At 42.2% G+C, this 21438-nt stretch carries 16 protein-coding genes and 1 riboswitch; of the genes, 5 read left to right on the top strand and 11 right to left on the bottom strand.

Annotated elements, in window-relative coordinates; all coding sequences use genetic code 11:
- Positions 1-6 precede the first annotated feature (6 nt).
- Positions 7-597 (bottom strand): thymidine kinase, encoded by a 591-nt coding sequence (locus BLR76_RS04510; RefSeq protein WP_091266009.1) that lies wholly within the window; start codon positions 595-597, stop codon positions 7-9.
- 196 nt (positions 598-793) lie between these two features.
- On the opposite strand from BLR76_RS04510, the gene manA reads away from it, so the two are divergent.
- Entirely contained in the window at positions 794-1750 is a 957-nt protein-coding gene (gene manA, locus BLR76_RS04515) for a mannose-6-phosphate isomerase, class I (protein ID WP_091266012.1), read from the top strand.
- 176 nt (positions 1751-1926) lie between these two features.
- Here manA and BLR76_RS04520 read toward each other — a convergent pair whose 3' ends face one another.
- From BLR76_RS04520 to BLR76_RS04535, 4 genes are all read right to left on the bottom strand, one after another.
- Positions 1927-3801, bottom strand: coding sequence for an ABC transporter ATP-binding protein (locus BLR76_RS04520; RefSeq protein ID WP_091266015.1), 1875 nt, complete (start codon positions 3799-3801; stop codon positions 1927-1929).
- Positions 3801-5522 (bottom strand): ABC transporter ATP-binding protein, encoded by a 1722-nt coding sequence (locus BLR76_RS04525; RefSeq protein WP_091266018.1) that lies wholly within the window; start codon positions 5520-5522, stop codon positions 3801-3803. The genes BLR76_RS04520 and BLR76_RS04525 overlap by 1 nt, the downstream gene beginning before the upstream one ends.
- A gap of 2 nt (positions 5523-5524) precedes the next feature.
- Entirely contained in the window at positions 5525-6205 is a 681-nt protein-coding gene (locus BLR76_RS04530; RefSeq protein ID WP_245683029.1) for a TetR/AcrR family transcriptional regulator, read from the bottom strand.
- Positions 6206-6283: 78 nt separating this feature from the next.
- Positions 6284-7492: an AI-2E family transporter gene (locus BLR76_RS04535; protein WP_091266024.1), complete on the bottom strand. Its 1209-nt coding sequence runs from the start codon at positions 7490-7492 to the stop codon at positions 6284-6286.
- Positions 7493-7661: 169 nt separating this feature from the next.
- Between BLR76_RS04535 and BLR76_RS04540 the strand changes: the two genes are divergently transcribed.
- Together BLR76_RS04540 and BLR76_RS04545 are read left to right on the top strand one after the other, a co-directional pair.
- Entirely contained in the window at positions 7662-8696 is a 1035-nt protein-coding gene (locus BLR76_RS04540; RefSeq protein WP_091266028.1) for a lactonase family protein, read from the top strand.
- 231 nt (positions 8697-8927) lie between these two features.
- Positions 8928-9551, top strand: a complete 624-nt coding sequence (locus BLR76_RS04545; RefSeq protein ID WP_091266031.1) for a flavin reductase family protein — start codon at positions 8928-8930, stop codon at positions 9549-9551.
- Positions 9552-9704: 153 nt separating this feature from the next.
- Here BLR76_RS04545 and BLR76_RS04550 read toward each other — a convergent pair whose 3' ends face one another.
- Positions 9705-10211 carry a PTS sugar transporter subunit IIA gene (locus BLR76_RS04550; protein WP_091266035.1) on the bottom strand — a complete coding sequence of 169 codons (507 nt, stop codon included), beginning with the start codon at positions 10209-10211 and terminating at the stop codon, positions 9705-9707.
- Positions 10212-10404: 193 nt separating this feature from the next.
- Here BLR76_RS04550 and BLR76_RS04555 point away from each other — a divergent pair, with 193 nt between their 5' ends.
- Positions 10405-11232 (top strand): undecaprenyl-diphosphate phosphatase, encoded by an 828-nt coding sequence (locus BLR76_RS04555; protein WP_091266038.1) that lies wholly within the window; start codon positions 10405-10407, stop codon positions 11230-11232.
- 77 nt (positions 11233-11309) lie between these two features.
- Positions 11310-11411: riboswitch (TPP riboswitch) on the top strand.
- A gap of 304 nt (positions 11412-11715) precedes the next feature.
- Positions 11716-12384, top strand: a complete 669-nt coding sequence (tenA, locus tag BLR76_RS04560) for a thiaminase II (RefSeq protein WP_091266040.1) — start codon at positions 11716-11718, stop codon at positions 12382-12384.
- Between the two features lie 303 nt (positions 12385-12687).
- Here the strand turns inward: tenA and BLR76_RS04565 are convergent, their stop codons facing one another.
- From BLR76_RS04565 to glgB, 5 genes are all read right to left on the bottom strand, one after another.
- Entirely contained in the window at positions 12688-15126 is a 2439-nt protein-coding gene (locus BLR76_RS04565; RefSeq protein WP_091266043.1) for a glycogen/starch/alpha-glucan phosphorylase, read from the bottom strand.
- 233 nt (positions 15127-15359) lie between these two features.
- A complete protein-coding gene (gene glgA / locus BLR76_RS04570) occupies positions 15360-16799 on the bottom strand; it encodes a glycogen synthase GlgA (RefSeq protein WP_091266046.1) in 1440 nt (479 codons plus the stop codon).
- 8 nt (positions 16800-16807) lie between these two features.
- Positions 16808-17977, bottom strand: coding sequence for a glucose-1-phosphate adenylyltransferase subunit GlgD (gene glgD, locus BLR76_RS04575; RefSeq protein WP_091266048.1), 1170 nt, complete (start codon positions 17975-17977; stop codon positions 16808-16810).
- Positions 17967-19112, bottom strand: coding sequence for a glucose-1-phosphate adenylyltransferase (locus tag BLR76_RS04580; RefSeq protein ID WP_091266051.1), 1146 nt, complete (start codon positions 19110-19112; stop codon positions 17967-17969). The genes glgD and BLR76_RS04580 overlap by 11 nt, the downstream gene beginning before the upstream one ends.
- A gap of 58 nt (positions 19113-19170) precedes the next feature.
- Entirely contained in the window at positions 19171-21096 is a 1926-nt protein-coding gene (gene glgB, locus BLR76_RS04585; RefSeq protein WP_425425697.1) for a 1,4-alpha-glucan branching protein GlgB, read from the bottom strand.
- Positions 21097-21438 lie beyond the last annotated feature (342 nt).

Here is a 21438-nt window from a genome sequence, read left to right on the forward strand (position 1 = left end):
ATTCGGTTATTTTAAGTCTTCTTCCTTCATCATCGGTGGGTTATGGTAATGTTTCCGGCAGACCGGATAATAGGATTCATTTCCCCCTATGACAATCTGTTCACCTGTATAAACGGGTTTTCCGCCATGCATGCGCATATTCATTATAGCTTTTTTATGACAGAACCAGCAGATTGTTTTCATTTCTTCGATTTTGTCCGCAAGTATCAGCAGCTGTTGTGACCCTTCAAAAAGCTGATTCCGGAAATCATTTTTTAGGCCAAATGCCATGACCGGAATCGACAGTTCATCAACGATATGAGCCAGCTGATTCACGTGCTCTCTTTTAAGAAACTGAGCCTCATCAATCAGTACACAGGCGATGGATTTGTCCATACTCTTCACCGTTTCAAAGATATCAGTATCGTCATTGACAGGGATTGCTTTGCGCTTGATGCCGATCCGACTCGATATTGCCCCCACTTCATCACGGTCGTCCAAACTACTGGTAAATAATACTACCGGTTTATTCTGCTCCTCATAGTTGTGAGCAACTTTTAAGATCTCGATCGATTTGCCACTATTCATAGCCCCGTATCGAAAAAACAGCTGCGCCATAAAAAAACCTACTTTCTCTATTATACTGAATTAGTCATAATTATATCGAACGAAAAGGTATCAATCCTTATAAATTATAAGTGAATACACTAAAAAGTACAAGCGTGGTCTTAAGGTAAAAGTAAATAAAAGGTTTCTATTACACGGGCTCTTTTCTATGCTAAACTGAATGAAATGGAACGAGAGGAGATTAACAATGCAGGAACCGATTTTTTTACAAGGTGTGTTTAAAGAAAAGATATGGGGCGGGCAAAAATTGAAGGATCTGTTTGGCTACACTATTCCCAGTGACAAGACGGGGGAACTGTGGGCAATCAGTGCCCATAAAAACGGGCCAAGTACGGTAATGAATGGAACATATAAAGGGATGACACTGGATAATCTGTGGACAGAGCATAAAGAACTATTTGGTCATCAGGGGAATTCAGTTTTTCCGCTCCTGACTAAAATCATCGATGCGCAGGACGACTTATCAGTCCAGGTTCACCCTGACGACACGTATGGTCTTGAAAAAGAAGGGGAACTAGGAAAGACTGAATGCTGGTACATTCTAGACGCAGAAGAAGGCAGCGAAATTGTCTACGGCCACCATGCACAGACAAAAGACGAACTGGTAGACATGATTAATCATGGACAGTGGGACGATCTGCTGAGACGCATTCCAGTAAAAGCCGGAGATTTCTTCTATGTCCCGAGTGGAACGATCCACGCGATCGGTTCGGGTATCATGATTCTCGAAACTCAGCAGTCAAGCGACACTACCTATAGAGTCTACGATTATGACAGAGTGCAGGACAACGGCGAAACACGCGATCTTCACATCATCGATTCGCTTGCTGTAACCACTGTCCCTCATCAGGATCCTGACTTGACTTTCGAATCAGCAAATACAGATGGATTCAGTCAGACTACACTTGTCAAAAATCCTTTCTTCAAAGTTGAAAACTGGAAAATCGATGGGCACCAGACTTTTACAGCTGATGCTCCCTACTCGCTTTACAGTGTGCTCGATGGAGAAGGTGATCTGACTGTTGATGATGTATCCTATTCACTCAAAAGAGGCGACCATTTCATCCTTCCTGAACCTGTAAAAAATTGGGAACTAAATGGACAGCTTCACATCCTTGCATCACAACCTGGTAAAGAGGCCTAGATCGGCTTATTTTTAAGCACGCAAAAAGGACGGACCACCGACATGCAGTCGTGGCTTGTCCTTTTTAGGTTCTATGACCTAAACTATTAGACGTAGAACCTAAAAAAACAACCGTAACTTGAACCCTTACATAATGTCAGGTTCAAGTTACGGTCAGATAAATTATTCATTTTTCATTATACAGCTTTCAGCTGCTCATCTGGAGACTGGAACTGAGAGTTGTAAAGATCAGCATAAAAGCCGTTCTGTTCCATCAGCTCATCATGATTTCCAGTTTCAATCACATCACCATGATTCATGACAATGATCTTATCAGCATCTCTGATTGTGGAAAGTCTATGGGCGACAACGAAACTAGTCCGGTCCTGCAGAAGATTTTCCATCGCTTTCTGTATGAGTATTTCTGTACGCGTATCGACGGATGATGTTGCCTCATCAAGAATCAGGATGTCCGGATCAGCTAGAAAAGCCCTTGCGATCGTAATCAGCTGACGTTGCCCTTGAGAGATATTCGTTCCTTCTTCATTCAGAACGGTGTTGTATCCATCAGGAAGTCTTCTGACGAAATCATCCACATGAGCCGCTTTGGACGCCTCAAGGATCTGCTCGTCAGTCAAATTCTCTTCATCCTGACTACCGTATGCAATGTTATCCCAGATTGTTCCATTGAAGAGCCAGGTATCCTGAAGCACCATTGAAAATCGACTTCTAAGTTCTGCCCGGTCGATGTCTCTTATATCCACACCTTCATAACGGATGCTACCTCCTTTGACATCGTAGAACCGTTCAAGCAGATTGATCAGGGTCGATTTCCCTGCCCCAGTTGGGCCGACAACAGCAACCATTTCTCCCTCATTGACTGTCAGGTTGAAATCAGTCATTAGCAACTCATCTTCACTGCTGTCGCCGTAACCGAACTGTACGTGTTCAAACTCAATTTTATAAGGAGAATCTGCTTTAGGTTCAAGTCCAGATACTGTTTCTTCCATTTCCTCTTCATCCAGGATCTCAAAGACCCTTTCACAGGAGGCAATGGTCACTTGAATCGTGTTGGCCAAGTTGGCGATCTCTCTGACGGGCTGTGAGAACTGATTGACGTACTGAATAAATGCCTGTACGTTACCGAGTGAGACTGTGCCGTTAGCTACACCGATCCCACCGACTATCGCTACACCGAAGTAGCCTAAGTCCCTTGAGAAGCTGACCAGAGGCATCATGATCCCTGAAAGAAACTGGGCTTTCCATGATGCTTCATTAAGCTTGGAACTCTGAACGACAAATTTTTCGATTTCATCTTCTTCCCGGTTGTATGTCTTAACGATCGTATGTCCAGAAAATGTCTCTTCCACTTGGTCATTCAAAACGCCGAGTTCTCTCTGCTGACTTGCGAACTGTCTTTGCGACTTAGGTGCTACCCAGGCAATCAGAAGGAAACTGATTGGTACAGTGACGATGGTTACCAGTGTAAGACGAATATCTATGACAGTCATCACGGTCAGCACTGTTACAAACTGGACCACACTGATGATGAACTGAGACAAAGACTGCTGAAGAGTATTCGCAATCTGGTCCATGTCATTGATCGCACGGGACATGATATCTCCATTGGAATGTGTATCATAGTATTTGATCGGTAGAGTGGACATTTTTTCTTTCAACTCTTTACGCAAGTCATATACAGTTTTCTGTGCTATACGGGCCGTTATGAATGACTGGAAGTACTGAAAGATTGACTGAGTAATGTAGACAATTCCTACTGTAATCAGAATATTTCTAATCAGTGTAAAGTCGATCGGGAACTGCTGAATCGACTGGCCAGCTTCCTGAAGGGACGTTCCTTCCTGCAGGCCTCTGTATATTTCGGTTGTTGCCAGTCCTAGGATATATGGGGCAATGGTTCCCATGATTGTAGCAGCCATGACGAGAACGAATGTCAGAATCAGACCCCAGAAACGAGTGGACATGTACTTGACCAGCCTGAATGTCGTTCCCCAGAAATCCTTAGCTTTTTTAGCCTTCATATGGGCTGCGCTTTTAGTCTGGTTTTTCATTAGATGTCCTCTCCTTTCATCTGAGAATCCATGATTTCCTTGTAAATCTTGTTTGAGCGCTTCAGTTCGTCATGTGTGCCTTTTCCGACTACTTTCCCTCTATCAAGCACAATGATCTGGTCAGCATCCACTACTGTACTGATGCGCTGAGCAATAATCACGACTGCCGATTCTCTTGTTTCCGGCTTCAATGCTTCTCTCAGCTTAGCGTCTGTCTTGAAGTCGAGCGCCGAGAATGAATCATCGAATACCAGGATGTCTGCTTTAGTAACAAGTGCTCTGGCAATACTTAGACGCTGCCTTTGTCCTCCGGAGAAGTTTCCGCCGCCCTGCTCGACTCTCGAATCAAGTCCCTTAGGCAAGTTCTCAACAAAGTCTTTTCCTTGGGCAATATCCAGAGCATGCCAGATTTCTTCATCTGTAGCATCAGGCTTGCCGTACTTAAGATTGCTTCTGATCGTTCCAGAGAAAAGGAGAGCTTTCTGAGGAGCAAAACCGATCAGGCGCCTCAAGGCTCCCTGCTCGACCTCTCTGATATCGATTCCGTTGATTTCGATCGCTCCATCTTCTACATCGTAGAGACGAGGAATCAGATTGGCCAGAGTCGTTTTCCCTGACCCTGTTCCTCCAATGATCGCCAGTCTTTCCCCTTTTTTAAGGGGAAAGTCGATATCATCCAGCGCCAGTTTTTCTGCTCCAGGGTAACGATAATTGATGTGATTGAAGCGAAGAGAGACTTCTCTATCTATTGATAAGTCTTTCGGGTCATCCGGGTCTTTAATGATATTAGGTGTATCCAGTACTTCCAGCACACGCGCAGCTGCAATCTGCCCCCTTGGCAGGAAGAACAGGACGAATGATACCATCATGATTCCAAGAAGAATCTGCATGGCGTAAGTCATGAAAGCCACAAGGTTACCTACCTGCATATTTCCTTCACTGATGAACTGTGCGCCGAACCAGATGATCATGATGTTGGTAATGCTGACAGCAAACACCATCGACGGCATCATGAATGCCAGGATGGTCTGTGCTTTGATTGATGTCGCCGCAAAGTCCCAGTTGACTTCATCGAACCGCTCCTTTTCATAATCATCCTTATTAAAAGCCCGGATGACACGAATTCCTGTGAGTCCTTCTCTGAAGACACGGTTCAAGTTGTCTGTCTTCAGCTGCAGAGATTTAAAGATCGGACTGGTCAGTCTCAAGATAAGAAACAGCAGACCAATCAGTATCGGCATGGAGATAAGGAATACAAAAGCCAGATCTGGTTCTCTAGAATAGGCCATGATACCGGCACCGACCATTAAAAATGGAGCCAGCGTCATGATTCGAATGACCATCATCATGACAAATTGAATCTGCATGACATCATTAGTCGTTCGGGTGATCAGAGTGGATGTCCCAAAGCGGTCCAGCTCTTCATTTGTAAAATACGTCACGATTTTATAGACTTTACGACGTATCGTATCCCCAAGTCCCTGAGATTCTTTCGCCCCGAAATAGACATTCAGTAATGCGGAAACGATGGTTAGAAAAGTAAAGCCAAGCATCAGCAGACCTGTTCGGGTAATGTAGCCAATGTCTCCTTCAGCAACACCAAAGTCGATGATGTTTGCAGTAATCGTCGGCATCGCCAGCATCCCAACTACTTGAAGTCCCATAAAAAACAGACTTAAAGCTACGCGCCAGGGATTCATCCATCTTGCTAGTTTTAACATAATTAATCCTCTTCTTTATTGTTTATTTTCACACCATACGTAATCCAGCTCAGCCGTTTAATAAACAGCTCCTGTGTGCTAGAAACGGACAATTCCTTCCAGAACCCTTCCATAATGGTGTCGTTCAGCATACTCAGAATATATCTCAAAATATCGATCACTTCTTTTTCAGTTTCCATCTTCAACTGAGATTGGTCAACGACATCAAGTATCCGTTTCCCGTCAGGAAGTTTCTGATAGCCTGTCTTGTCAAAATCAACTCGGGCTTCCTGATTGATCTGATAATTCATGTGCATGTACATATTCTCAAAAAATCCGAACTTTTCTGATTCCATAATATATTTGATGTATTTTTCACCAAACACTTTATATCCTTCAAAGAAGTCTCCGTCTTTTTCCTCAAAGCTTTTAAACATCAGCTGCCTGTAATTATATCTGAACTTGCTTATCAGAAAAAAGTAAAGGTCTTTCTTATCTTCAAAATATTGATAAAAACTTCCTCGTGAGATGTTTGAGTTCTTGACAATATTTGAAATAGAGGCATCGTTCAATGATTTTTCAGAGAATTCCTTCATCGCACCGGCAATTAGCCGTTGTCTTTTTTCTTCCGACAAATTAAAAAATGTCTGGGATGGCACACTATTCAGTCCTTCCATTGTGAAGTAAAAATGACATACTGTCATAATATGGTATTATATGTGACATGGTGTCATAAATCAACCTGAAAAAGAAAGTTCACGACTTTTTCAAGAAGTGAACTGTCAGGTATCCTCTCTATTTTTTACTTTGACAAGCGCTTCCTGTGTATTGACAGGTGCTTCTTCTACGTCATACCATCCTGTAGTGGCGCGGTACCAATCAAATGCCATGGACACGATAATTTTGATGATTGCATATCCCAGTATACCGAATACGATTCCCATCAGACCGAATAGCCTTCCACCAATCAGAAGCAGAAAGATGATGTTGACCGGATGAATATTCAATGTGTTCCCGATGATCTGAGGCGAGATGATCCGATTTTCCAGAATCTGCTCTACCCCCAAAACAATCAGAACTTTGAACAACATAGAAGGTGAATCGACGATAGCGATGATCAGTGCAGGAATGCTCGCTACAAATGACCCGAGATAAGGAATCAGATTCAGAAACCCTGCAAAAACACCTAGTGTCAGCGCAAAATCTAGTCCCACGATGGTGAAACCGATCCAGAATATGAAACCAACTGAAATAGCTACGATCAGCTGGCCTCTAACATAGAAGCTGACCTGCTTGTTGATTTCCGAGAACAGCTGATTGGTTTTTTCTCTAGCCTGAATTGGAATGTATTTAGATACGAAAGGCGGTATTTTTTTCCCGTCTTTCAGAAGATAATAGAGAACAAACGGCATAGTAAACAAAGTTATGAAGACTTGAGTAACTGTACCAATGAATGAACCTATGCTCCCCATTGTTGCATTCAGTAAGTTCGTCGTCTGATTAGTCACTGTTTCAAGTACCGTTGTTTCGCTCAGCTGATCCCTAAAATCAGTGAAGGCCTGAGTATTCAAAAGACTGTCAAGCTGAAGCATCAAGTTATTCCAGTAAACGGGCCAGTTGGTTATCAGAGAATTAAGCTGTTCTCTGATGATCGGTACGATGAAGTTAATGCCCCCTACGATCAGCAGGATGAGCATGCTGAACATGAAGGCTATGGCAGTGTTTCTTGAAAATCTTTTTTTCTCCAGCCAGTCGACGATTGGATTTAACAGGTAGTAGAAAATGACCGCAAAAATAAGCGGTGGACCTACGATTCCTAAAATGATGCCTACAGGTCTGAAGATGAAGGAGATACGGGTGAGCATATAAATATTGACAAACAGAAGAAAAGTTATGACTAAGCCTGAAACTATTTTATTGTTGATGACTCTTTTCCAGAACCAGGTCTTACTCCACTGGTTCGATTTTTTCTCATTCATATCCTTGTCCATACCCACGCTCCTTTCTGTCTACACTATCAGTTTAGCATATTCTATATATTTTTAGGTATCTAAATTACTGAAAAAATTCTATTCGAAGACAACATGCTCTTTTCTTTCACGGTCAGTAAATAGTTTGTTATACTTATTTAAGAACCTAATTTAAGAAGGAGGTCCCTGAATGACTGATAAATTAATTCTGGGAACGTATACCAAAAGAGAAAGTAAAGGGATTTACAGCATAGAACTCAACTCTGAAACAAAACAGCTTGAGAACCTCAAGGATGAAGCTTCGTTAGGCAGCCCAACTTATCTTGACGGATCTGAGGATTACAGCCTGCTGTTTTCTGTTACCAAAAAGGATAACGGAACAGGGGGCATTGCTTCATTCAAACAGTCCCAATCTGGTGAATATGAGCTTGTAGATGAATGGCTCGAAGAAGGCGCTCCTCCCTGCTACGTATCTTATGATGAAGATAAAGGGCTCCTCTATACTGCCAATTATCATAAAGGAGAAGTTGCTGTCATCAAAGTTTTTGATGAAGGCAAACTGGAACTACTGGATAAATCAGTGCATTCAGGTCAATCCGCCCATGAAAATCAGGATGGCCCTCATGCTCACTACTTCGATCTGACTCCAGACAAGAAGTATCTGGTGGCCTGTGATCTCGGAACAGACGAAGTTTACACTTATTCTCTTACAGAAAATAATAAGCTGACAGAAGTGGCAGTTTTTGAAACAGCTCCCGGCACTGGGCCGCGTCATATAGCCTTTCATCCTGACCAAGCTGTTGCCTACGTTTTTGGAGAACTTAGCAGTGAGGTTCTGACTCTGTCTTACGATTCTGAAAACGGCTCTTTCAGTCACCTTCAGACAGTTTCTTCTATTCCTGAAGACCATACAGCTTTCAACGGTGGAGCAGCGATAAGAGTTTCTTCAGACGGCCGATTCGTTTATGCATCAAACCGTGGACACGACTCCATTGCCATATTTTCTATCAATGTGGACGGTACGTTGACGCTGAATGACTATGTACCGACTGAAGGAGAGATTCCACGTGACTTTAATCTGGACCCAACGGAATCTTATGTCGTCGTCGGGCACCAGGATACTGATAACCTGACTTTATTTGAACGAGACACTTCTGATGGAAGCCTGACCTTGCTTCAAAAAGATGTCTACGCCCCTGAAGTCATCTGCGTTCAGTTCGTATAAGTCGATTGATCCTGATACAAAACAATTCATTTGAAAGAGAGGGGTTCCCTCTCTTTTTTATTGTATTGATTTTATTCTTCAGAATTTGATATACAAAAATCGGCTCTATCACTTCTTTCCATTTATAGATCTCAAAACTGAAGGACCGTAAAAACTGGAAAGAATCTTGAATTCAGAATATACTTAACTCAGTACCATTACATTATGACTATGAAAAGGAGTATCTCTTACATGCATCATTTTAAAACACCCGACTTATCCGCCAAACAGCAGTATAAATTTCTAACTGGCAGCGTAATTCCCAGACCAATTGCCTGGATTACATCACTTAATGAAGAAGATGACGTTGTTAATGCTGCCCCCTTCAGTTTCTTTAGTGTAGCGTCCAATCAGATCCCACTTCTTACTGTCTCTATCCTGCGCTCAAACGGAAAAGCTAAAGACACAGCTTTGAACATCATCGATCAGAAAGAAGCTGTCGTTCATATCGTGAGTAAATCACTAACTACAGATATGAATGAGACATCTGCTCCTCTTGCCTCTGATGAGAGCGAGCTGGACCGGACAGATCTCTCATTAGTCGACAGTTCGTCCGTTAAAGTCCCTGGAATCAGAGAAGCCCTGATCCGCTTTGAAACCACTCTGTATCAGCATATTCCCATCGTAGACGAATCTGGAGAGGTTGTAACCGACCACTTCCTTCTTAAAGTGACCGATGTGCACATCGATCCAGCCGTATATGATTCTGAGAAGGAATATATCCTCCCCGAACACCTTGAACCAGTGGCTCGATTGTCTGGAAATGCCTATTCTGAAATAGGAAAAGTATTTACCATTGTTCGGCCACAGAACTGATTGAGCATTAGTCAGATTTATCTCGCTGATTCTGATTGTAAATTTTCCGATCAGCTGAACTGCCTGGCACAAATGTGATGAACGCTGGTATTTATACACACTAGAGATCAAAAAAAAGCCTCGAGAATATCCTTCCCGAGGCTTTTTAGTGTGTTATTTAGAAGAAACAGAACCGATTTCTGCGCCTTTTTGGGTTTCTCCAGTAGTTGACAGGTCATAATCTCCTACTTGATCCATGTTGGTGAAAACGATGATGACTGTATTTTCTTTACCGGCAGCTTTCAGGCCTTCAAGGTCTACTGTAGAAATTTTAGTTTCCGGTGTAACCGTGTCGCCTTCTTTGACTAAAGTGTCAAATGGTCCGCCTTCAAGTTCTACAGTGTCGATACCAATGTGAATCAGAACTTCTATACCGTTATCCAACTCAAGTCCAACTGCGTGCTGAGTCGGAAAGACACTAACAACCTTACCTGAACCTGGTGAATAGATGTCGCCATCGCTTGGTACAACACCAAACCCGTCTCCCATCATTTTCTGTGAAAAGACTGGATCATCCACTTCTTCGATTGGAATAACTTTTCCATTAACAGGGTTGCTCAATACGACTTTCGTTTCTTTAGGTTCATTTCCTTTTCCTTTTAAAAAGTCAAATACTCCCATATTTCTCCCTACTTTCTTAATATTTTGTGCTGACAGTATACATAATTTCCGATACTTATTCTATAAATAATAGTAACACATCCTAGTGTAAACAAAAACTAAAAAGATTTTGTAAAGAATTCTTCATATTCTTATGGTTTTTTAACACCTGTTTTTGTTAAAATGGAAGAGTTGAATTTAACTAAAAGGAGATATGACTGTGTTATTAGAATTAGTAAAGTCCATCATACTGGGCGTAGTACAAGGAATTACAGAATGGCTTCCTGTCAGCAGCACCGGACACATGATCCTGGTAGACGAGTTTCTCATACTTAATACTACTGACGAATTCAAGGAAATGTTCCTTGTAGTCATTCAGCTGGCTTCCATTATGGCGGTAGTTCTGCTTTATTTTAAAAAACTTAACCCCTTTGACTCAGGTAAAAATGATCTGCAGAAAAAAGAAACCTGGCATATCTGGTACAAAGTACTTATCGGTATCATTCCTGCAGGAGTATTCGGCATACTGTTTGAAGATGCCATCCATGACCTTTTCTATAACTGGATTACAGTAGCAGTAGCCCTCATCATCTATGGGGTCGCATTTATCGTAATAGAGAAACGTAATGAAGGAAAGGTTCCAACGATAGCAACTTGGGAAGATTTAAATTATAAAGTCGCCCTCATGATTGGATTCTTTCAGGTGCTTGCTCTGATACCAGGTACATCCCGTTCAGGTGCAACTATTGTCGGGGCCATCCTTATTGGAACAGCCCGTCCGATTGCTGCTGAATATTCTTTCTTCCTGTCCATACCCGTGATGATGGGTGCAAGTCTGATCAAACTGCTGGGATTCGGCTTTACTTTTACATTAGAAGAATTGCTCATTCTGATCGTCGGCTGTATTGTATCTTTCCTGGTATCAATCTTTGCAATCAAATTCCTAATGAACTATATCCGTCGAAATGACTTCAGCTCATTCGGCTGGTACAGGATAGCTGTAGGTTTCGTCGTCATCGGATACTTCTGGCTGATTGGGTAAATCATTTAGTTCTGTTCCTTTTTTCTTGCGATACGAGGACACATATGCCATAATGACTTTGAAAGATAATTGAATATCTCTTTCACTAGGGGAGCCGCTGACGGCTGAGAAAAGCAATGCTTTGACCCTTGGAACCTGATCTGGTTAACTCCAGCGTAGGGAAGTGGAGCTTAGATCATTATGTATGGAGTGTTTTAGATGCCTCTCCAGCGTTCATTATGACTTTTAAGTTAAGCCGCCCTGCAAATTAGCAGTGCGGCTTTTTTGCAGTCAGATAACTTAACTATACAACTAAGGTTAAATGCGTAGATCCATTCCCATTCTTTTCGCGCCCTTCACTTCCTGTATCAGTCCGCTTTTCTCAGTCGGTGTTCTTCTTGTTCGTCTTGTTCTTTTGGTTCGTCTGCCCGTCAGATATAGTTCTTTTAAGCAGAGACCATAAAGTCCGCAAATTGTAATTACCATACTATTGGAGGTTAACCCATGTCATTTACCCAAGAATTGAGGCAAGACGCTGATTCAATTTTTCAAGCTATATTCAAACATCCATTCGTACAAGGAATAGGATCTGGAAAGCTTGAAGCTGAGCAGCTTATACATTATGTCAAACAGGATTTCGAATATTTAAATACATTTAATCAAGTATACGGTATAGCTATTTCAAAAAGTGTACTTAGAGAAGATATGGCAGTTTTTAACAATCAGATCACTTTTATTCTGGATGCTGAGGTACATCCTCACACTAATTTCTGTCAGGTAGCTGGTGTCAGATATGAAGATTTACAGTATGAACCGCTGGCCCCATCTGCACATCATTATACCCGTCATATGCTTGATGTCGCTCAACGAGGAAGTTTCGGCGAAATCCTCGCTGTGCTGCTCCCTTGTCCATGGACCTATCTGGAAATTGCCCATCACTTGAAAGAAACATTTTCTATAGATGATACTCATCCTTTTTCTAAATGGGTCTCCTTCTATGCAAAAAACGAAGTGGATACGATTATCAGTACATTTCGAACACGACTTGACGCATATGCAGAGTCAGCTTCAGACGCTGAGAAAGCCCGCATGAAGGAAGCTTTTGTCAAAAGCTGTCAGCTGGAATGGATGTTCTGGAATATGGCATATGAGATTGAAAAGTGGCCGGTCTGAGTGATCGTTATTATGAGGTGTTCTGAGTGAGGAGACTGGTGGCATTGAGTCGGTCAGCTAGATACGCCTTACTCGAAGTCGAGATTGTAAGTGAGTGTGTTCTAAGACTCATCATACAGCCTACTCATCCAATCCAAAAGCTGAAATGTCCATACCCATACACTAAATTTCTAATTTGAGTATAGAAAAAGCCGTCAAATCGAGTGGAAATTTCCTGACTCGATTTGACGGCTTTTATTTTGACTAATCAGCACATGATGAAACAAACCTAGAATTCTTCACATCACTGAATGAGGAATCCTTTTAATACAAGGGTTCATCCACTAGGTGGACCCCTTCATCTTCCTCAACGCAAGATCTCACTTTCCAGATATCATCTGCATAGCGCTGAATTGTATAGTCAGCTGAAAATGGAGCTGAAGAAGCAATATTCAGCAGAGATTTGCGTGCCCACTCAGACTGATCTTTATAAAGATCATCGACTTTATTTTGAGCTTCTACGTAAGATGCAAAATCTTTTAATACAAAGTACTCATCATTAAAGTTTACGAGTGAATCAAATAATGCGTAGCCTTCATCCTGTAGATTCGGAATCGTTCCATTAGTCAGTGCATCTAGAACATTCTTGAGTTTCTGATCAGACTCATAAAGTTCTCTTGCCTGATAAGACTGATTTTCTTTCAATTTGTATACTTCTTTACTGGATAAACCAAAGACAAACAGATTGTCCTCTCCGACAAAGTCTCTAATTTCAATATTGGCTCCATCCAATGTAGCCAATGTTAAAGCCCCGTTAGCCATCAGTTTCATATTGCTTGTTCCTGACGCTTCCATACTTGCCAGTGAAATCTGTTCACTGATGTCTGCAGCCGGAATAATCTTCTCCGCTAGAGACACACCGTAATTTTCAAAGAAGACAATTTTCAGCTTGTCGCCGACATCAGGATCGTTGTTCACCAGATCAGCCAGAGAGTTGATCACTTTAATGATCTGCTTCGCATAATGGTAGCTTGGTGCAGCCTTTGCGCCGAATATGAAGACTCTAGGAACGTAGTCAACAGATGGGTTCTCTTTGATTTCAAGATAGCGGTGCAGGATATGAAGCAGATTCAAATGCTGTCGCTTATAAGCATGCAGACGCTTGATCTGGACATCGAACAAAGCATTCGGATCGACTGTAATTCCTTTGACTTCCTTGATGTGAGCAGCCAGACGTTTTTTATTCTTGAGCTTTACATCCGTCAGCTTATTCAATGTATCCTTATCTTTCTCGAAGCCTTTAAATACTTTCAGTTCTGATGGAGTAAGCTTCCAGTTTTCCCCAATTTTTTCGTCTATAAGTTGAGTCAGATCAGGATTGGCTAAGTGAACCCATCTTCGCTGAGTAATCCCGTTAGTTTTATTGTTGAAACGTTCAGGATATAACTCAAAGAAATCTTTCAGCACATCATTCATGAGAATATCAGTATGAAGTTTAGCTACCCCATTCACACTGTGACTGCCGATCACTGCTAGGTGAGCCATGTTGACGACTCCATTCTGCAAAATGGCTGTCTGCCAGGTGATGCGCTCTCCATATAATGGCATAGTATTTTCAACAAAGCGATTGTTGATTTCTTCGATGATCATGTAGATTCTAGGCAGCAGTTCTTTCATCATATCGATCGGCCATTTTTCCAGTGCTTCACGAAGGATGGTATGGTTAGTATAGCTGCATGTCTTGAATGTGATTTCCCAAGCCTGTTCCCATGACAAGTGTTCTTCATCGATAAGGATACGCATCAATTCAGGCACAACTAATGCAGGGTGAGTATCATTAATATGGATAGCCACTTTATCCGGAATGTTCTTACGCGGAACATTATATTTACGGAAGTGTCTGATAATGGACTGTACTCCCGCCGATACCATGAAGTATTCCTGTTTTAGACGAAGCAGACGGCCTTCATAGTTGGAATCATCTGGGTATAGGACTTGAGTGATTTCCTTGATTGGCTCTGTTTCTTCAATCGTATGATAGTTCGCTTCTTCCTCTACCGGGATCTCAGCTGACCATAGACGAAGATTATTAACTGTGTCGTTTCTATAGCCAACCATAGGCGTATCATAAGGCACTGCCAGTACATTCAACGTATTCTCATAATGCGGAACCAGATGGCCCTGATGGTTTTCTTCAAGCCAGACATTCCCACCAAACCTCACCATACAAGTAGATTTGTCATTTCTCGTTTCCCATACATTTCTGTATCTTAACCAGTTTTCAGGCAGTTCAACCTGATAACCATCGACAAACTTTTGTCTGAACAAGCCGTACTGATAACGAATACCATTCCCGTTACCTGCCATACCTAAAGAAGCCAGTGAATCCATAAAGCAGGAAGCCAGACGTCCCAAGCCACCATTACCTAATGCAGGGTCGGCTTCTGCTTCTGCCAACTGATCAAATGATAAATCCAGTTCGCTCAAACCTTCTTTAACTACATCTAAAAGCCCCAGGTTGTAAGCATTACTTTTTAATTGTCTCCCCGGAAGAAATTCCATAGAAAAATAATACACTTGCTTAACGCTATTTTTAATATACTTTTCTCTTGTCTCTTTCCAGTGACTTGAAATATAATTTTTTACGAGCAATCCTAAAGCATTGTAAAGCTGTTCGTTTGATCCTTCTTCGTAACTGTATGCATACATGCTTTGAAACTGCTGTTTAAATTCTTTAACAAACTGTTTAACTGTTATTTCCATAAACATTCCTCCATCTTCTCTATCCCGAGTATACCCCATAGATTAAAATTTGAAAAGAAATCTCTAATCTGTTTATACAGGCATCGTCTTCATTTTACAATCTAAGTACAAATAAACGAAAATAGTATAACTTCATTAAAGCCATACTATTTTCGTTTGTTAATATTTTTCTAATTGACAGAAAATCGACTCTTAAACATGATCGTTCTAATACAGTTCTAAATCAGTTACCATTAATAAATCAGATAGCGGTACTGATCTAGATACTTTTGAGCCGATTGTTTCCAGCTGTTATCTGTTTCCATTGCTCTGACCTGCAATGTATTAAAACTGTCAGGTCTATCATAATAAACAGTCAGGGCACGGTCGATCGTGCTCAACATCGTCAGGACATCAAAATCATGGAAACTGAACCCTGTTCCTTCATCTGTCCACTCATTATGTGGCTGAATCGTATCCACCAGTCCTCCGGTTTCATGGACGATCGGCAAGGTACCGTATCTAAGTGAGTTCAGCTGAGATAGTCCGCATGGTTCAAACAGTGATGGCATCAGGAACAGATCTGATCCTGCGTAGATCCACTGGGCCAGTTCACTGTCGAAATCGATAATAGCGCTGAACTTGTCCGGGTAGGTTTCAGTATAGTATCTGAACGCATCCTCAAAATACGGCTTGCCCGTTCCGACCAACACCATCTGCATATGGCGGTGCTTCATCAGTTCTTCCATGGCATCGACGATCAGCTCCACGCCTTTCTGTTCATCCAGACGAGTAACGATTCCTACTAAAGCAACTTCTTTATCTTCCGGAAGACCCACTCTTTTCTGTAGAGCAAGCTTGCTTTTTACTTTTCCAGACAAATTGTCTTTTGAAAATGTGGCTGGTATGACTGAATCTGTCTGGGGATCATAGGTATCATAGTCGATGCCATTAACGATCCCGACAAGCTTGTGCTGAATGTTTCTCAAGTCCCCGTCCAGCCCGTAACCGAACTCGGGTGTCTGAATTTCATTCGCATATGTCGGACTTACTGTGGTAACCAGATCTGCGTAGTAGATGCCGCCTTTCAGCCAGCACGCATTGTCACCGTACTTCAGTCCTCTCTCGTGAAAAGCAGCATATCCAATATCAAAATGATCGGACAGTACATACTGATCATAGACACCCTGAAACAGAATATTATGAATCGTCAGGACAGTTTTTATATCTTTTAATGTATTGATCCAGCTGTACTTATCTTTAAGCAGCACAGGCATCATCGCAGTCTGCCAGTCATTCACATGAAGGATATCCGGAATGAAGCCTATCTGTTCGAGCATTTCAATGGCCGCCTGCTGGAAAAATGCAAACCGTTCACTATCGTCTCCATAGTCATACAGATTTTCCCTGTCAAAATAAAAGAGATTATCTATAAAGTAATAGGTCACCTTATCTCTGACCAGCTGCTTGATGCCACAATGCTGGTTTCTCCACCCTACCTTGACGATAAATGAGCAGATATCTTCCAGTTCCTCATTAGTCTCATCATCCAGTTTCTGAACGAAATAAGGAAGAACGACGCGGACATCGTTCCCTTCTTTCGCCAGTTCCTTTGGAAGAGAGCCCATGACGTCTCCTAGTCCGCCAGTTTTAAAGAAAGGGGCACACTCTGAAGCAGCAAATAGTAGTTTCATTGTCTTACTCACTCCTCCTTGACCTCTCCTTCTGCATAAATCACGCCGTCTTTGGCGATAACTATAGGATTCTCGGCTGTCCCTTCCAGACGGACGCCTTTTTTCACATAAACATGCTTATCCAGAATGACGTGTTTTAAGTAGGCCCCTTCTTCAATACAGGAATCCTGCATGATTATTGAGTCTTCAATATGTGCATTTTCAGCTATCTTCACTTTACGGAAAATCAGCGAATCCTTAACTGTACCATAGACTTCGCAGTCATTAGCAAACTGTGCATTTTCTATCATTGCAGTTTGTCCATAATAAGTTGGTGCCGAATTCTTAGACCGTGTTCTGACTGGGTCAGCACGATAGAAGAGAGAATTGAAGTTGTCCTCATGAAGCATATCCATATTGGCATCATAATAACTCTTGATGTCTTCGACGACTTTAAGGTAACCAGCATACTCGTAGCCATACACAGAACAACCTGAATCTAAACTGAACTGGATGAAATTGTTCACATTAATATCCAGTTCCGCCAGTTTTGCTCTGTACAGGTAATCAAGGAAAGTCTTCTTGCTTAAGATCATTGTTTCCATATTTAAGTTGAAGCGGTCTTCCTTAACATCGGATATAGCTGTAACACCACTAATGTCGCAGCCTTCTTCATCGCCTAGATCAAGTGCAGAATAGACCGTGTCACTACTCAGTTCGTCTCTGTTCACTTTCTTGTAGACAACTGTGACCTGGCTGTCTTTATCTTCATGGTAATGCATGAGCGATTCGATCTGAATATTCGAAAGGAAGGCTGAACCCATCATAACGACATAGTCTGCTTTGGCACGAGTGACGTAATTATAGTGATCTTCATAATAGAAGCGGTCGTGTTTTGATTCCGTGCTTCGGTCAGCTTTCAGTTTTACTTGAGAATGTGTAAATACTCCCCCACCGGCTAGAGAATCCAGTCCCCATGTCGATCCGGAACGGATATGATCATATAAGGAGTGGCCTGAACCGGAAATGAATAAGGCAGCAGATTCTGCTTCGGCATTATATAAGCTGGAAAACGGAAAATCGACTAAGCGGTACCGGCATGCGAAAGGCAGTGAGGCAACCGGTCTTCTATTAGTCAGTGGTTTCAGCTTATCTTCATACTCTACTAAATTCAGTATAGGTGCGATTCTATTTCTCATCGGAATACCCTCCTATTTCTTCTCCGTATCCAGCAACGGCAATGTCGTCTTCAGTCCCGATTAGCTCGGCATCATCAAATATATGTGCGCCTTCACCAACAATCGCTTTTTCGATTCTGACATTCTCTCCAATCACTGCATTCGGCATGATAAAAGAATCAGTGATAACTGAGTTTTTTCCAACCTTAACATTATGCGACAGAATGGAATGATTGATTTCGCCTGCCACATAGCACCCGTCAGTGATCATGGAATCCTTGACTTTTGCGGAGGATGTCAGAAACTGTGGTGTCGTATTCGGACTCTTGGAGTAGACTCTCCAGTCGCGATTTCGGATATTAAGGTCGTGTTCAGGGTCCAGGAACTCCATATTGGCGCTCCACAAGCTTTCAAGTGTCCCAACATCTTTCCAGTATCCTTCAAACGAGTAAGCATAGATGGCTTCACTGTTTCTAAGATACGCCGGAATCACGTGGTGCCCGAAGTCTTCCATCTGTCTATTTTTAGACTGATTATCAACAAGGTACTGTTTCAGACGTGGCCAGCTGAAGATGTAGATCCCCATAGATGCCAGGTTTGATTTTGGATTATCCGGTTTCTCCTGGAACTCGATGATTCGATCTGTTCGGTCTGTAGCCATAACACCGAATCGTGAGGCATCTTCCCAAGGTACAGGCATGACCCCTACTGTAAGAGAAGCAGCCTGCTGCTTGTGGTAATCGAGCATTTTCTCATAGTCCATCTTATAGATGTGGTCTCCTGATAGGATTACAACATAATCGGGATTTTTCTGATCGATAAAGTCCATATTCTGAAAGACAGCATGTGCTGTTCCTTTAAAGAATTTCTCTCCATCGACGCTTGAATACGGCTGAAGGATGGTGGCTCCTCCGTTATGTCTGTTAAGACCCCAGCTCGATCCATTTCCTACATGATCATTCAGGACAAGCGGCTGGTACTGCGTCACCACTCCTACATCATTGATCCCTGAGTTTGCACAGTTTGATAAGGCAAAGTCGATGATGCGGTAGTTTCCGCCGAAAGGTACAGCGGGCTTGGCGATCTGCTTGGTCAGTTTACCTAGGCGCGATCCCTGTCCACCAGCTAAGATCATTGCAACTGTTTCAGTTTTCATATTGTTCGGAAGTGTCAGAAGACCTTCCTTCCCTCCTTAAGGTAATGTAATTGTGTACTTATTTAGTTATTTTATTTACCCCATATACTCTCTTAGGTTTGAAAACGACAATACTTAATGCAGGGAGGATAAATTCCAGTGCGTGTGGTTGTCCATGCACTTCAGCCTCCAGTGTACGCTTGACCCCTTGAGGCTCTGTCCATGTGCCGCCTAAGTCTGCCCATTCTGTATTCCATACTTCTTCATATTGTCCTTTATAAGGAACCCCTATACGGACATTCTGTCTTTCCACTGGAACAAAATTACACATGATAATAAGAAAGTCTCTTGGATTTTTACCTTGCCGGATGAAATAAAGCACAGATTCCGCTTTATTATCGGCATCAAGTATCTGGATGCCTTCAGAAGAATGATCAAGTTCCCACAATGCCCGGTGTTCCTGATAGAACGCGTTCAGTTGTCTTGTGAACTCTAAATGGCGGGCATTCATATCATCATTCAGGCTGTCCCATTCCAATCCCTGATCAAACCTCCACTCGAGGAACTGTCCGAACTCCGCTCCCATGAACTGCAGCTTTTTACCCGGATGAACCATGCGATATGTTTCGATCGTTCTTAACCCCGCAAACTGATTGTAGCGGTCTCCGTGCATTTTATGCATCATAGATTTTTTCCCGTGTACCACTTCGTCGTGAGAAAAAGGAAGGATGAAGTTTTCATTAAAGGTGTACATAAAAGAGAATGTAATCAGATTAAAGTGGTCTTTTCTGTGTATTGGATCCATTTCAAAGAACTTGAGGGTGTCATTCATCCACCCCATATTCCATTTATAGTTAAAACCCAGTCCGCCTTCGTGAACCGGATGAGTAACTTTGTTCCAGGCTGTACTTTCTTCAGCCATCATCAGCACATCTGGATGACGTTCAAAGACTTTTTTGTTGAGCAGTTGAAGGAATTCGACACCTTCTTTGTTTACATTGGTCCCTTCATCGTTAGGTATCCAATCACCCAAGTCATAGTCCAGATAAAGCATATTGCTGACGGCATCCACTCTCAGCCCATCCAGATGAAACTGTTCGATCCAGAAAAGCGCGTTGGAAATGAGAAAGCTTCTGACCTGACTTTTTCCGATATCAAAATTAAGCGTCCCCCATCTGTTATTGTCTGCACGATTCTGATCAGCATACTCAAATTGAGGTGTGCCGTCATAATAGGCCATGCCATAAGCATTGCGGTTAAAGTGTCCAGGTACCCAGTCCATCAGCACACCGAGGTTTGCCTGATGAGCTGCTTCAACGAAATCCTGAAACTCTTCCATCGTTCCGAATTTCGAAGAGAGACCAAAAAAGCCAGTAGCCTGATAACCCCAGCTTGCATCAAGAGGATGTTCCATTAATGGCATGAATTCTATATGTGTATAACCCATTTCCTTAACGTATGGAATGAGTTCATCCTGAAGTTCTCTTATCGTATACCACGATCCATCTTCATGATGTTTCCATGAACTCAGATGTACTTCGTATATGTTAAGAGGTCGACTGTAAATCTCTCGACGTCTACGATTAGCAAGCCATAATCCGTCTTTCCACTGTCTGTCTGGAAGTCCTTTTACCACAGAAGCATCTTTGGGTCTAACTTCAAAAGCCAGGGCATACGGGTCGATTTTGTAGACCGTCGTGCCGTCAGCCTGAACAATTTTGTACTTGTAATGATGTCCTTCTTGTGCTTTTGGCATATCAAGATAGAAAACGCCCGTTTCTCCTATTTTTTCCATCTCATCCAGTTCTGCCCAGTCATTGAAATCTCCAACAAGATAAACGGTTTGAGCATTCGGAGCCCATACATTGAAGCGGAAGCCTTCAGCCTGGGCACTACAGCCCATCGTCAGATAGCTGTCAAAAAGTGTACCCTCGTTAAAGAGATAAAAAGTATCCGTCAGTTCTTTATGTGCTTCAGCTCTATTTCCTTGTTCCCCCATAGACATCCCCCTTTTTCGTTATACGTTACTGTCAAATTTTTTTGTTCTTAAAGGTCTATAACCGTTGTTCTATCAAGGAAAAGACAAAAAACACTTGCCCCTCCCTCATTTATCGGTAAAATAGTAGGTATCCGACTACCAAACTATCCCCAGAAAGAAGGAAGAGCAAGTGCTGTATACCCCTATTATAAACTGTCAGTTTGAAATTATCTACTATTGCCTGAAAGAAAATATCAGACAACAGGAAATGCTTGAAAAATATCGTGAATTGACCCGTTCTCTTATCGAAGAACGTAATCGTTGGACAACGCACTCCCGTGCTCCGACCGTATCTAAACCACTTGACCA

It is taken from the genome of Alkalibacterium thalassium (assembly GCF_900101165.1).
Classification (GTDB): Bacteria; Bacillota; Bacilli; order Lactobacillales; family Carnobacteriaceae_A; genus Alkalibacterium; species Alkalibacterium indicireducens.